Raw genomic sequence first — 12,832 nt, 5'->3', positions numbered from 1 at the left:
CCCGCATCGCGGCTGAAGCCGCTCCTACAGGGGGCCGTGGCTCAACCCTGCCACTTGCCGCCTTCGACGATCACGCTCTCCGGCTTGGTGTCATCGCTGAGTTCTTTGCGCACGTACTGGTCGTACAGCTTGAGCAGGAACTTCTCCTCGCCCAGCTTGGCCAGCTCGGCGTTCACCCAGTCGCGCAGCTCGGTGTTGCCCTTCTTCACCGCCGGGGCGATCGGCGCCTCGTCACCCAGCAACTGCGGCAATACGCGATAGCCCGGGTTCTGCTTGGCCCAGCTGAACAGGATCAGGTTGTCCTGGGCATAGGCCTCGCCGCGGCCGCTGGCCAGGGCGGCCAGGGACTCGGTGTTCTTCTCGAACTTCAGCAGCTTCCAGTCCGGGTGGTTCTTGGTCAGCCAGATATCGGCGGTGGTGCCGGTGGTGACGATGATGGTCTTGTCGGCCAGGTCATCGAGCTTCTGCACCGGGCTGCCGTCGGCAACGATGGCCTGCACCGCCACGCGCAGGTTGGGGTTGGTGAAGTCCACCGCTTCCTTGCGCTCGGGGGTGACGGTCATGTTGGCGAGGATCAGGTCGACCTTGTCGCTCTGCAGGAACGGAATGCGGCTGGCGGGCTCGACGGCGACGAACTCGACCTTGTTCTCGTCGCCCAGCAGTTCCTTGGCGAAGCGCCGGCCGATATCGGTGTCGAAGCCGACGTAGCGGCCGCTTTCATCGACGAAACCGAACGGCGGCTTGTCGGTGAACACCCCCACGATCAGCTTGTCACGGGCCTTGATGGTTTCCAGGTAGCTGGTGGCCGGCGAGGCGGCGGCGGGCTTGGCCGCGTCTTCGGCTTTGTTGCAGCCGGCCAGCAGGGCCAGGCCAAGCAGTGGAGCGAGCAGTTTGGCGAACGGTGCGGTCTTCATGACAGTTCCTTGTGCAGTGACTTGGGCAGTATCTTGGGCAGGCTTTCGACGAACGAGAATTTCTCCAGGAACTGCTGCGCGCGTGCGCTCTGCGGTTGGGTGAAGAAGCGCTCGGGGTCATTCTGTTCAAGGATCCTGCCGGCCTCCATGAACACGATGCGGTCGGCCACCGCGCGGGCGAAGGCCATTTCGTGGGTGACGATGAGCAGGGTCATGCCGTCGCGGGCCAGGCCCTGGATCACCTGCAGCACCTCCTTGACCATCTCCGGGTCGAGGGCCGCGGTGACTTCGTCGAACAGCATCACCTGGGGGTTCATGCACAGCGAGCGGACGATGGCGATGCGCTGCTGCTGGCCACCGGAAAGCTGCCGGGGGAAGGCGTCGCGCTTGTCCAGCAGCCCCACCCGCGCCAGCAGCGCCTCGGCCTGGGCCTGGGCTTCGCGGCGCTCGCGCTTCTGCACCTTGAGCGGGCCCAGCAGCAGGTTGTCGAGCACGCTCATGTGGCCGAACAGGTGGTAGCTCTGGAACACCATGCCGACCCGCTGGCGCACCTGGCGCCAGTCGGTGCGTGGGTCGAGCAGTTCCTGGCCATCGAGACGCAGGCTACCGCCTTGGGCTTCCTCCAGCCCGTTCAGGCAGCGCAATAGCGTGCTTTTCCCGCAGCCGCTGGGGCCGAGGATCACCACCACTTCACCGGCCCGCACCTGCAGGTCGACATCCTTGAGCACCTGGTGCTCGCCGAAGAATTTGTTGAAACCCTGGAATTCGATCAATGCGTTCATGGCTGGGCCCAGCGGCGCTCCAGCACGCGCGAGGCGGCGGAAAGCGGATAGCAGACGAGGAAGAAGAACAGGAACAGCGCGCCGTAGATCAGCACCGACTCGTAGGTGCGCTCGATGATCTGCTGGCCGACCTTGATGACGTCGACCACACCGATCAGCACCGCCAGCGAGCTGGTCTTGATGATGCGCGTGTAGATGTTGATGGTCGGCGGGGTCATGCGCTTGAGCGCCTGGGGCAGCAGCACGTAGCTATACAGCTGCCAGCCGCCCAGGCCGATCGACAGCCCGGCCTCGCGCTGCCCACGGGGTAGAGATTGCAGGGCGCCGCGCACCACCTCGCCCACCTCGCTGGCGCTCCATAGGCCGAGTACCAATACCGCGCACCAGAAGCTGGGGATGCTCAGGCCGAAGAAGATCGGCAGCCCGAAGAACACCAGGTACAGCCAGACCAGCACCGGAATCGCCCGGAACAGTTCCAGGTATACCTGCAACAGGAGGTTCAGCGCCCGATTGCCGAGGGTCGCCAGCACGCCATAGAACACGCCGCCCAAGGTGGCGAACAGGATGCCCAAGGCCGAGATCGCCAGGGTCTGCGCCGCGCCCGCAGCCAGTTGCGGCAGCGACACCAGCAACAGCTCAATGCCCGAACTGGCCATGTTGCAGCCTCCTTTCCAGGTAGCGCAGCAGCAGCGACAGCGGCAGGAAGATCAGTACGCAGAGCAGGGTCAGTACCGCGAGCATCTCGTAGGTCTTGTAGTACAGGGCGATGTAGTTCTTGGTGGTGTAGAGGATCTCCGGCACCGCCACCGCCGAAACCACGGTGGTTTCCTTGAGCAGGAACACGAAGTTGGCGAACAGCGCCGGCAGGCTGAGGATGCCGGCCTGGGGCAGGATCACATGGCGCAGCAGCTGCCCTTCGGAGAGGCCAATGGAGCGACCGGATTCCAGTTGCGCGCGCGGCACCGCTTCCACACCGGCGCGCAGCACCTCGGTGAGGTAGGCGCCGCCCATGAAGGTCATGGTGATGATCGCCGCGGTGAAGCCGGATACCTTCAAACCCAGGCTCGGCAGGGCGAAGTAGACGAAGAACAGCTGGATCAGCAACGGGGTGTTGCGGGCAAGCTCCACATAGCCCTGCACCAGGCGGCGCAGGTAGGGCGTGCGAAACACCAGGATCGTTGCATTGACCAGCGCCACGAGCATCGAAGTGGCAATGGCGATCAGCCCGACCTGCAGGGTTACACCCACGGCCTTGAAGAACGCGGGCAATGTGCTAAGCATGAAGGCGGTGTCGAAGCTCATGGAAAGGGCCTCGGCACGGGGGTTTGAAGGTATGGCATGGGGAGGTTCCAGCTCGGCGCGAGGGTCGCTCGACGTCCTTGTACAGAGTGATGGCGCTGTGCCGGTAAGCACGATTTGCAAACTTTAAAGGTATAAAAAAGTTTCTCTAAATACCTTTATTGCATATCGATATCACCCTTCGAAAATTTCGGAAGTTTCCCTCATCACAAAGGGATCTTTCTGAATAAAGCCCTTTCAAAAGAGTCTCAGACTGCGACCTGCATGGCCCATCACACCTACAAGGACGATAACGATGAACAGCCCCTGCTCACCCGCCTCGAATGAACAATTGCTTTGGTTGCTGGCATTGCGCCGGGCATTGGCCAGCCAGCGCTGAGCCCACTATTGGGGTTCACACCTTTCCCTGTAGGAGCGGCCTTGTGCCGCGAAAGGGCCGCAAAGCGGCCCCGGCATTTTCTGCATTGCCGCTGAAATCCTGGGGCCGCTGCGCAGCCCTTTCGCGGCACAAGGCCGCTCCTACAGGAATCGCGCAAAGCTGAGGCTGGCGTGGTGCCTGGCACCCGCTTCGCGGGTGTTCGCCGGCAAGGCCGGCTCCTACGGGTTTGCGGTTGGGCAGACCCTGCCAATAAAAAAACCGACGCTATTTGCGTCGGTTTTTTCGTTCAGGCGTAAGTCGTGCCGCGTATCAGAACGCCGGCAGTACCGCGCCCTGGTACTTCTTGGCGATGAACTCCTTCACCTCGGGGCTGGTCAGTGCCTTGGCCAGTTTCTGGATGGCCGCGCTGTCCTTGTTGTCCGGGCGGGCCACCAGGAAGTTCACGTACGGCGAGTCGCTGCCTTCGATCACCAGGGCGTCCTTGGCTGGGTTCAGGCCGGCTTCCAGGGCGTAGTTGGTGTTGATCAGGTCCAGGTCGACCTGGTCCAGCACGCGCGGCAGCATGGCCGATTCCAGCTCGCGGAACTTGAGCTTCTTCGGGTTCTCGGCGATGTCTTTCGGGGTGGCCAGGGCGTTCTTCGGGTCCTTCAGGGTGATCAGGCCAGCCTTCTGCAGCAGGAGCAGGGCACGGCCGCTGTTGCTGCCTTCGTTGGGGATGGCGACGGTGGCGCCTTCCTTCAGCTCGGCCAGGCTCTTGACCTTCTTCGAGTAGCCACCGAACGGCTCGACGTGCACGCCGATCACGGTTTCCAGGTGGGTGCCCTTGCCTTCGTTGAAGTTCTTCAGGTACGGCAGGGTCTGGAAGTAGTTGGCGTCCAGGCGCTTCTGGTCGACTTGCACGTTGGGCTGGACGTAGTCGGTGAAAACCTTGATTTCCAGGTCCACGCCCTCTTTGGCCAGGGTCGGCTTGATCAGTTCGAGGATTTCGGCGTGCGGCACGGGCGTGGCGGCGACCACCAGTTTTTCAGCAGCGTTGGCGAAGCCCGTGAACGACAGAGCGGCAGCCAGGGCGGTGGTCAGCAGGGTCTTTTTCATGGTGATCCTTGTTCTATAGCTGGGCCATCGCAGATGGCGACGTCGGGTGCCCATCCGTTCGGGTGGGCGTGAAACGGACAATACCGATTATTTTTATTCCGTAACAATATCTTTTGATTAGCTGCTTATTCCGATGAGGAATTGGAGAGTTGCAGCGTATATCAGATCGAGCGCCGCCCGCGCGGCGCTCGATCCCAAGACCACTGCAAGACGATCGTCTAGGACGCGCCTTCATCCAGCCGCGCCAGTGCTTCGCCCAACAGCCGACGCAGTTCACCCAGGGTCTGCGCTTCACCGCCACGACGTAGCTGCTCCAACTGCCGCGCCAGGCTGGCCAGGGGGGCGATGTCCGGCAAGTCGAGATGCTCCGGCAGGATTTCATCGCCGTCGCTGACCAGCAGTGCGAAGTGGATAACATTCTCCAGCTCGCGGGTGTTGCCTGGCCAGGCATGGGCTTCCAGCGCCTGCTGCGCCGCCTCGCTGATCAGCGGCACCGAGCGCTCCAGACGCACGCTGTAGATGCCGACGAAATATTCGGCCAAGGGCAGGATGTCGCCGACCCGGTCGCGCAGCGCCGGCAGTTCCAGCTCGCCTTCATGCAGGTAGTGATACAGCCGCTCGTTGAAGCGGCCGGCCCGCACCGCCTGGGCCAGGTCGATGCTCGATGCGGCGACCAACCGCACATCCACCGCCTGGGGCTGGGTGGCGCCGACACGGGTCACTTCACGGTTCTCCAGCGCCGCCAGCAGCTTGCCCTGGATCGCCAGGGGCAGGTCGGCGATCTCATCCAGGTACAGCGTGCCGCCGTTGGCCGAACCGAACCAGCCGGCTCGGCTGCTGGCGGTGCCGCCCTGGGTACCGGCGCTGTAGCCGAACAGTTCGGCGTCGGCATAGGTCGGGCTGATGGCCGCGCAGTTGACCGAGACGAACAACCCACCACGATCACTGGCGCGGTGGATCTGCCGGGCCAGCAACTCCTTGCCGGTGCCGGTCTCGCCGCGGATCAGCACCGGCAACGGTTGCGGCGCCAGGCGCTCGAGGGCCCGGCGCAGCGCCTGCGAGCGTTCATCGACGAACACCAGTGCCTTGGCGCGGATGCTCAGCGGGCTCTTGTCCAGCTCGGGGAAGGTCAGCAGCGGCTGGCCGAAAGGGCTGTGAAACGTCATGGAATACTCCCGCCCCGACCGCAAGCGGCCGAGGCTCAAGGCAATGCTGTGGATAAGTGCCGAATCAGGCGCGGCGCAGCGCGCGCTGGTCGATCCGCGCCTGCAGGCGATAGAGGTAGGCGAAGCCCTGCTCCCAACGCTCATGGCCGGACTTCACGTTGATATGCCCGGCATTGGTCAGCAACCCCGCCTCGGCCCCCCAGGCACTCGCCAGGTGCAGCGCACGGGGCACGCTCACTGCCGGGTCGTTGTCGGAGCTGACCACCTGGCTGGGGAACGGCAACGCCTGCAATGGAATCGGCGCGAAGTTGCGCAGGGCCGGCGCGCAGGTCGGGCGTTCGACGTCGGCCGGCGCCACCAGCAGCGCGCCGCGCACCCGGCGCAGCAGCTCCGGGCTGGCGTGCGCGGCCCAGTGGGCGACGGTGATGCAGCCCAGGCTGTGGGCGATGAGAATCACCGGCGAGCGTTCGGCGGCAATCGCCTGCTCCAGGGCCTGCACCCAATCGCGCCGCTGCGGGGTCAGCCAGTCACGCTGCTCGACCCGGGCGCTGTTGGGCAGGCTGCGCTGCCAGTGACTTTGCCAATGGTTGTCTGGCGATCCTTGCCAGCCCGGCACAATCAGGTAACGAATCGACTCATTGCGCATGGGGACGCCTCCAAGGTGTTTGCGTGCTTGGGGGCCAGTATAGGGAGGGGAGATCTAGCGTAAAGGAATAAGAAGCTATTTGTTAATAACCAAAAATCAATGCTTCTTTACGCGCTGGGTGGGTCTTGATGGCGACCAGGTGCCCGCCTGAGGATTTGTAGTGGTGCGCAAATCGAGCGCCGCCCGCGCGGCGCATCGCGGATGAATCCGCTCCTACATCGGTTGCGACGTGGCCATGACCGATAGGCCATGGTTGTCCGCCTGGTTTGTACGACGCGATTTTTTGGTTGTCGCCACCGCCGCCCCACCTGCCTCAAGCCATGCGCCAAGGCTGACAACCATGGCCTCACAGATGCGGCACGTTGCAACAAATGTAGGAGCGGATTCATCCGCGATGCGCCGCGCGGGCGGCGCTCGATCTGATAGGCGCTGAAGATTTCGTGGCTGGCCCTCTCACCCACAACGCCAATCAAAAATGAATCCCCAGCCCCCCACGAACCACCAAAAAATCAGATTAAACCCCTTCCTTGTAGTCCATTTCCCAAACATACTCCCGCCGCCTTTTTTCCGTTGCGGCTGCTCTGGGAGCGCTCTAGTCTCGGCGAGTCGTTGCATATCAACGACACAGCTTTGACAGGCTGCGACGAAAAATCGTGTACGGCTCGCCCTCTATGGCGGCTGTGCGTGCGGGCACGCTTGCGTGCGCCGGAATTTTACGATTTTCGCCGGTCTGTCAACCCACGCACAGCTGCCACCCTCTGTTTGACAGCAGACAGGTGGCCGCACCGGAAAGGAAAATCGTTATGCTGAAGATCGTCCCCGACCCACCCCATCACCACCACTCCCTCGAAGACACCCTCATCCAGGCCACCGAGTACGCCCTGTGCGCCTTGACCGTGGCCCATCAGGCGGTGCTGACCCAGCCCAGGTCCCCCGCCACGATCCTGATGATGGCGTCGATGCACGAAGTCGAATCGCTGCGCGTGCTGCTCGAATCGGCGTTGATCCAGGTGCAGATGCCCAAGGCCCCACAGACGCTGCACTAGCCCGCGCCCGGCCCTGTTCGCCAGCAAGCCGGCTCCTACCGGGGGCTGCGTCCACGCCTGTAGGAGCCAGCCTTGCTGGCGAAAGGGCCCGCCCAGGCCCCAAAAAATCCAGGGAGACAAAACAATGACAACAGACGACACCACCCCCAACACCACCGCAGGCAAAACCAAGTTCTACCAAGGCGAAGGCCAGACCATCCCACTGTTCTGCATCGAACCCGGCATCCCCTGCCAGCACGCCCGCGAACAGGCTTCGGAACTGATGGGCTGCGTGCGCGACCTGACCATCACCGGGATCATGGAAGAAAAGCCGCAACTGCTCTGGGCCTCGTATTACCTGAGCGCACTGGCCAAGGCGCTGATGGATGACGCCGAACTGGGAATGACTCACTGAGTGTCGCGGTGCCTGGGGGTGAATCACACCGGCTCCCAGGCAATCGCGTCAAACGCCATCAGCAGAAAGGGGACAGATTTATCTTCTCATGTTTATGCTAGCAAAAATAAATCTGTCCCTTTTTTTCTAATTTCAGGATGCCCTGTCTCGTCTGCTCGATGCATTCCCCGGAAATTCGATTAGAGCAGTAAAATAAATGCGCCCCCTTTTACTGCGCTTTTTACTGAACATCACAAAGCTAAAACGGCAATGTAATTTTCTTGTTAATACATTTATCAAAAAGATCAGTCAACTCTTTAAAAACCAAGCCCCACTCCATTACGTAACTCGCCCTACTAATGGCGACCACAGTATCAGGGATATTTCCATGATATCGACCTGCACCAGGGCCTTTTTTATATGCGAGCACTACGTCTCCACCTCTTACTTCGTAATGCAGATAAAAATCAATACCTTGCTCACAGAACCAAATATAATCCTTACCCTCCCAGCCACTTTTAACACGCACAACTGAATTAACGATATCTTCGTAGCATATCGTTACGTCCGGCCAAATCTCAAGATACATCGTACAATCATCACTCAACCTTACCAACAACTCACAACAAACATACCGCCTTAACTCTTCCAAGGCATATTGAAAAGGCGTCAACTCTTCATCTATATCGTCCACATCACCAACAGGATCTCTATATGCGGTTTTCATTGAAATTTTCATTATAGACCTCCTGAAACATATGCAAAAAAGGTGCAGAAAGTGACTGCAAAAAAAGGGGGCGGATTTATTTTCTCTACTCTAATTTCCGGATACCCTGCCTCGTCTGCTCGATGCATTCCCCGGAAACTCGATTAGAGCAGAAAAATAAATCCGCCCCCTTTTACTTTTTCTGAAAACTCCGACCAACCCTCCATCACCTCAACTTACCAACATGTAATTCATTAAAAACAACACCATCATCCAGATCAGAAAAACTATTAAAGTCATCAATATCCTCTGGCATCGCATAGTAAATCAAGTAATTTCGATCGACAACTAAATAACCATCAAATATCTCCTGCCTTCTGGACACACTTTTTAACTCTCCAGCAGTGATTCCTGGATAAAATCGCCTATCAAACCTCCCCTTATATGGAGGCTTGCACCACAAAGCAGATATTTTCCCGTCTTCTCGGGCGACAAATGTAATCGCCCCTCCACTTACCTCATAGGATACATACCTCCCACCGAAATTCTCAAACTCGGAGATCTCCACATCAAATGTATCGGCTATACACTCAAAAACATCCTCAGCACAATCACCCAAGGAAATTCCACCAATCGAACTACCAGGAATTATATCGGAATCAAAATTAATAATATAATTCTTCATTACTTGCCCCATGGATTCATCAACGCGCCATCAACATAAACAGGTGAATTTTTTATTCTGTCGTAGCGCTCAAAACCGCCATGACCTACACGACCATATGCGAAAAAAGGGGACAGATTTATTTTCCCTACTCCAATTTCAGACCATTCTGTTTGTGGAAAAATAAATCCATCCCATTTTACTTGCCCCCTTTTACTCGAAGCATGTTAATTGAGTGCCATTCAAATCCGTTCCCTTTCCCTCCGCAAATCATCTATTTAACCTCCAACACCTCGACAGCCTTACCGATAACATAACAATCGCTACGCCGTCTAATAGCATCCAGCGTCACTGGAATATCCAAAAAATCACAACCAAACGCTATGCAGTAGCCTCCTACTCCCGACGGTGAAAACATGACCTTTTCAGAGATATCATTACCGCGCCCGCCCGCAAAATCTGATCGAACCTCCACAACATCGAAGATCTTTAGTTCAACACTACACTTTCTAGCCACACCGTTTAAAAATCGACCTTCCAACCCAATTGTAATATTCAACTTACCAAAACTTTGAAAGTCATATCTAAAAAATCTTATATATCCTCCTTGAAAACCGTGGCACCCATCAAAAAAACTCACAATATCTTTAAACAACATATTAGACTCCCAGCCTTTCCCACACCACTTCAGACCACCTATATATGCTCCACAACCTGAACCGACCGTCCAATTGCATAGCAAACACTGTACCTCCGAACTATTTCAATGGACATCGAATCGAGGCCAAAATCCCCACTCACCTCCAAACACACTCCCCCCTCAAGGTCTAAAACTTTAACCTTCGAATTAATAACAATCGGAATCACTGTCGAACGCACTTCGCTCACACCTCGAACCCATACATCCACCCTCCGCCAAACATTACCTTCTAAATTATAATTTTGCGCATACAACTCAAGCTTTACAGAGCAGGCATCATCATCCGAAAAAATATACTCGAACGCCTTCAACACCCCGTCGGCAAAACCATCGTACTCATCAAAAACCTTCTGCACGTCATTTGAAATCATACTTACCCCATTACTTTTGTGATGGTTGCGTGCCCGGTGGAATTACGCCCCACCCTTTTGGAACTTGGTCTGGCGGCAAATGTAGAAAAAAGGGAACGGATTTATTTTATCTGCTTTAGAGTAGCAAAAATAAATCCGTCCCCTTTTACTGCATGACTCAATCCTGAAGCGAGGGACGCAGAAATGGGGCAGATTTATTTTCCCAACTCAAAAATAGGAAAATAAATCTGCCCCCTTTTACTGTCCACAACCGAAAACGCCCCGTCAGCTCTCCCAGCCGGAGCACCTATCGGGTGAAGGTGTGCTTTTCAGCAGACATTGCCTGAGTTTTGCTCCCATTGGTCCCTCGCGAGTAGATATTAGAGCAAAAAATAAATTCACCTCCTTTTAACTCTTTTATCTTCTTACCGATTCAACAACCAGCATCAAGAGCCAAGACTTTCCAACTTGCTGCGCGCTTGCGCTCGACCAGCGCAACCAATGCTTTTCCGCCAGGCTCACCTTTGGCTGTAAATTTAACTGGGGCCAGTATAAATAGATTCACCCTGTCATCTTCAGCAATATTTTCTGGACTACTATCTTTATTCCAGGGTTTGTCAATGACTAAAAGAGCATCAACTGACTCAGGCCAAGGTAAATCTGCATAGGCCGGATCACTTCTCAGCAACAGATTCCCCTCCTGAAGCGGCTCGTGCTCAAGCGTTTGTAGTCCAAGACGCTCCAACATCTGCACCGGGAAACGCCAAGGGCCCTGTGCCAGCCACTCCCTCCGGGAAAGTGGCCAGTTACCCGGCAAGCAGATGAACAGTTCGGTCATCGGCACCTTATTGTAAAGGCCAACAGTAAATAGAAGCTTGTAGTCAGTCTTGCTATTGAGCAAGCTGATATGTAGAGAGGTCTCAGGTACCTCGCAGGGTGGACTGAACACGGCCGGTAAGACCCAGCCCGCAGTATTATGCACAAAGGTGACGATGGACTGCCCGGCACCTTCTACATCGGGAGCATCTACCTCCAAAGTGCTGCGCGCACCTTTGGCTTCCAGTAGCATTACGACAGCCTGCTGATTCCATCCCCGCGCAACATCCAAGACACTGGCGTTGAACTGTAGATGCAGACGATTGATCTCGGCTCCTCTTTCCAGAAGGAGAGCAACTACGTGTTCATGCCCAAACTGGGCCGCGGCATACAGCGGTGTACAAACGCTTCGCGGCAGACCATCGACCGAAGCACCTCCGTCTAGAAGGCAGACACAGGTTGCCAGATGCCCTTCACCGGCTGCCAACTCCAGAGCAGTTCCATACCCCGCTCTAGTGTACGCCCGATTCGGGTCCAACCCCAGTTCGAGCAACAGCTGGCAGACCTCAGTCTGCCCTGCCCAAGCAGCCATATGTAGCAAACTTTGCTCCACCACTTCGCCATACCGGGGTAGCGCCAGCAAATCCGGATATTTTTGCGCAAAGTTGCGCAGCCGCTCCAGCCTGCCTTCTCTGACATCGTCGTAAAGCTGGCCCAGCTCTGTTTTGTGCTTCTCGTAAAGTTGCTGCCAGTCAATCATTTGAAAAATCTACCTTTGCTGTATTCCAACCCCATTTGCTTCAACTCGAAATCCACCGAACTCAACCCGTTGGCATCTGCCTTCTCTAGCCGTTCGTAGACCATTTTGGACGAAAAGGGGACGGATTTATTTTCTCTACTTTAGAGTAGCAAAATAAATCTGTCCCCTTTTACTAAAGGCTTGCCTATAAGAAAGGGAGCAGACTTACCCCCTACTCCAAAATAGAAAAATCAATCCATCCCCTTTCAACAGTTAAAGCAAATTTCAGTCGAGCTCAACTATCTCAACAGTCTCCCCAACCACATAACAAGGGCTATACTTTCTCACTTCATCCATTGAGACAGGATCACGAGCCCCATATTCACCATCAACATCCAAACAAATCACCCCATCTAACTCTAGCAATTTAACACCAGAGCAAATGACATTTGTCTCGCCACCTGTAAAGTTTGATCTCACCTCTCCGGCGCCACCAACAACAATTCTCACTGTTCTCCAAACATCTCCTGCCGCAGCATGATTTCTTGCATAAAGCTCGAGCCTTACTGCCATAGAGCCATCTCGAAGAAATACATAGCTAAACAACTCAAGAATCCCATCATCAAAGCGATGATAGGCATCTATAATCTTGCAAGCATCTTCTGGCTTCATTTAGCTACCTATTGGCTGTGAAGGTTTTGTACCTGGCGGAATTACGCTCCACCCCGAAGCTACTTCGACAGGTGGAACGTGAACTGCGCCAGCTCCATGAGCACTAGCAAAATTCCCCGGAGGATTAAGAATATGCCCATGGCCAGAAGGCGCACCTTCACCGTGATTTTTAAAGTCTACTTGTCCGATTGCGACACCTTCACGGTTATATACCGTATTTTGTACAGCCAAGTCTTTATCGCCATTCAGCTTTGTGTATACCGAATTAGGTGGTCCCTTAGGCTTTGGCTTGTCGGTACCCCACCAATGACTTAAATCACATACCTCCTCTCCGGACAACCCGTAGGGGTCGATCCAGCCAATCGGGTTTACTACATAAGCATAGAGATTCAGCCCGCCCTGATAGCCAATTAAATCTTGGCTCAGGAAGCGCCCAGCCCTTGGATCATAGTACCGATAGCGGTTGTAGTGCAGCCCCGTCTCGT

Annotated in this window: 15 protein-coding genes; 2 read left to right on the top strand and 13 right to left on the bottom strand. The window is 56.2% G+C overall.

What is annotated here, in order from left to right; all coding sequences use genetic code 11:
• Positions 1–41: 41 nt before the first annotated feature.
• The 7 genes from P5705_RS12475 to P5705_RS12445 form a co-directional block, all read right to left on the bottom strand.
• Entirely contained in the window at positions 42–914 is an 873-nt protein-coding gene (locus P5705_RS12475; RefSeq protein ID WP_277461171.1) for a transporter substrate-binding domain-containing protein, read from the bottom strand.
• On the bottom strand, positions 911–1,696 hold the full coding sequence (locus tag P5705_RS12470) for an amino acid ABC transporter ATP-binding protein (protein WP_277461170.1): 786 nt from the start codon (positions 1,694–1,696) through the stop codon (positions 911–913). Before P5705_RS12470 ends, P5705_RS12475 begins: the two co-directional genes overlap by 4 nt.
• The gene (locus tag P5705_RS12465) at positions 1,693–2,352 is read right to left on the bottom strand and encodes an amino acid ABC transporter permease (protein ID WP_277461169.1); all 660 of its coding nucleotides are present in this window, start codon (positions 2,350–2,352) and stop codon (positions 1,693–1,695) included. The genes P5705_RS12470 and P5705_RS12465 overlap by 4 nt, the downstream gene beginning before the upstream one ends.
• Positions 2,333–2,998, bottom strand: coding sequence for an amino acid ABC transporter permease (locus P5705_RS12460; protein ID WP_213658778.1), 666 nt, complete (start codon positions 2,996–2,998; stop codon positions 2,333–2,335). Before P5705_RS12460 ends, P5705_RS12465 begins: the two co-directional genes overlap by 20 nt.
• 685 nt (positions 2,999–3,683) lie before the next feature.
• Complete coding sequence (locus P5705_RS12455) at positions 3,684–4,469, bottom strand: MetQ/NlpA family ABC transporter substrate-binding protein (protein WP_277461168.1); 786 nt, start codon at positions 4,467–4,469, stop codon at positions 3,684–3,686.
• 218 nt (positions 4,470–4,687) lie between these two features.
• The gene (locus tag P5705_RS12450; RefSeq protein WP_277461167.1) at positions 4,688–5,635 is read right to left on the bottom strand and encodes a sigma 54-interacting transcriptional regulator; all 948 of its coding nucleotides are present in this window, start codon (positions 5,633–5,635) and stop codon (positions 4,688–4,690) included.
• A 64-nt stretch (positions 5,636–5,699) separates the two neighbouring features.
• Positions 5,700–6,281, bottom strand: a complete 582-nt coding sequence (locus P5705_RS12445; protein WP_277461166.1) for an alpha/beta hydrolase — start codon at positions 6,279–6,281, stop codon at positions 5,700–5,702.
• A gap of 803 nt (positions 6,282–7,084) precedes the next feature.
• Here P5705_RS12445 and P5705_RS12440 point away from each other — a divergent pair.
• Both P5705_RS12440 and P5705_RS12435 read left to right on the top strand, forming a co-directional pair.
• Positions 7,085–7,327 carry a hypothetical protein gene (locus P5705_RS12440; protein ID WP_277461165.1) on the top strand — a complete coding sequence of 81 codons (243 nt, stop codon included), beginning with the start codon at positions 7,085–7,087 and terminating at the stop codon, positions 7,325–7,327.
• Between the two features lie 124 nt (positions 7,328–7,451).
• The gene (locus P5705_RS12435; protein ID WP_277461164.1) at positions 7,452–7,721 is read left to right on the top strand and encodes a DUF3077 domain-containing protein; all 270 of its coding nucleotides are present in this window, start codon (positions 7,452–7,454) and stop codon (positions 7,719–7,721) included.
• A gap of 238 nt (positions 7,722–7,959) precedes the next feature.
• Here the strand turns inward: P5705_RS12435 and P5705_RS12430 are convergent, their stop codons facing one another.
• The 6 genes from P5705_RS12430 to P5705_RS12405 all read right to left on the bottom strand — a co-directional run.
• Entirely contained in the window at positions 7,960–8,439 is a 480-nt protein-coding gene (locus tag P5705_RS12430; protein WP_277461163.1) for a hypothetical protein, read from the bottom strand.
• Between the two features lie 193 nt (positions 8,440–8,632).
• Positions 8,633–9,091, bottom strand: a complete 459-nt coding sequence (locus tag P5705_RS12425) for a hypothetical protein (RefSeq protein WP_277461162.1) — start codon at positions 9,089–9,091, stop codon at positions 8,633–8,635.
• A gap of 253 nt (positions 9,092–9,344) precedes the next feature.
• Positions 9,345–9,728, bottom strand: a complete 384-nt coding sequence (locus P5705_RS12420) for a hypothetical protein (RefSeq protein WP_277461161.1) — start codon at positions 9,726–9,728, stop codon at positions 9,345–9,347.
• Positions 9,729–10,553: 825 nt separating this feature from the next.
• Positions 10,554–11,696, bottom strand: coding sequence for an ankyrin repeat domain-containing protein (locus tag P5705_RS12415; protein ID WP_277461160.1), 1,143 nt, complete (start codon positions 11,694–11,696; stop codon positions 10,554–10,556).
• Positions 11,697–11,960: 264 nt separating this feature from the next.
• Complete coding sequence (locus tag P5705_RS12410; RefSeq protein WP_277461159.1) at positions 11,961–12,347, bottom strand: hypothetical protein; 387 nt, start codon at positions 12,345–12,347, stop codon at positions 11,961–11,963.
• The coding region (locus tag P5705_RS12405) for an RHS repeat-associated core domain-containing protein (protein WP_277461158.1) at positions 12,348–12,832 on the bottom strand (485 nt) is incomplete at its 5' end.

The sequence above is a fragment of the Pseudomonas entomophila genome (assembly GCF_029478665.1).
Classification (GTDB): domain Bacteria; phylum Pseudomonadota; class Gammaproteobacteria; order Pseudomonadales; family Pseudomonadaceae; genus Aquipseudomonas; species Aquipseudomonas entomophila_F.
The sequence above is the reverse complement of the archived record's forward strand: the minus strand, read 5'-3'. Positions and strand labels throughout refer to the sequence as shown.

Coding starts and splice junctions, on each gene's coding strand:
- P5705_RS12475 (WP_277461171.1), bottom strand. CDS start 914: ATGAAGACCGCACCGTTCGCCAAACTGCTCGCTCCACTGCTTGGCCTG.
- P5705_RS12470 (WP_277461170.1), bottom strand. CDS start 1,696: ATGAACGCATTGATCGAATTCCAGGGTTTCAACAAATTCTTCGGCGAG.
- P5705_RS12465 (WP_277461169.1), bottom strand. CDS start 2,352: ATGGCCAGTTCGGGCATTGAGCTGTTGCTGGTGTCGCTGCCGCAACTG.
- P5705_RS12460 (WP_213658778.1), bottom strand. CDS start 2,998: ATGAGCTTCGACACCGCCTTCATGCTTAGCACATTGCCCGCGTTCTTC.
- P5705_RS12455 (WP_277461168.1), bottom strand. CDS start 4,469: ATGAAAAAGACCCTGCTGACCACCGCCCTGGCTGCCGCTCTGTCGTTC.
- P5705_RS12450 (WP_277461167.1), bottom strand. CDS start 5,635: ATGACGTTTCACAGCCCTTTCGGCCAGCCGCTGCTGACCTTCCCCGAG.
- P5705_RS12445 (WP_277461166.1), bottom strand. CDS start 6,281: ATGCGCAATGAGTCGATTCGTTACCTGATTGTGCCGGGCTGGCAAGGA.
- P5705_RS12440 (WP_277461165.1), top strand. CDS start 7,085: ATGCTGAAGATCGTCCCCGACCCACCCCATCACCACCACTCCCTCGAA.
- P5705_RS12435 (WP_277461164.1), top strand. CDS start 7,452: ATGACAACAGACGACACCACCCCCAACACCACCGCAGGCAAAACCAAG.
- P5705_RS12430 (WP_277461163.1), bottom strand. CDS start 8,439: ATGAAAATTTCAATGAAAACCGCATATAGAGATCCTGTTGGTGATGTG.
- P5705_RS12425 (WP_277461162.1), bottom strand. CDS start 9,091: ATGAAGAATTATATTATTAATTTTGATTCCGATATAATTCCTGGTAGT.
- P5705_RS12420 (WP_277461161.1), bottom strand. CDS start 9,728: ATGTTGTTTAAAGATATTGTGAGTTTTTTTGATGGGTGCCACGGTTTT.
- P5705_RS12415 (WP_277461160.1), bottom strand. CDS start 11,696: ATGATTGACTGGCAGCAACTTTACGAGAAGCACAAAACAGAGCTGGGC.
- P5705_RS12410 (WP_277461159.1), bottom strand. CDS start 12,347: ATGAAGCCAGAAGATGCTTGCAAGATTATAGATGCCTATCATCGCTTT.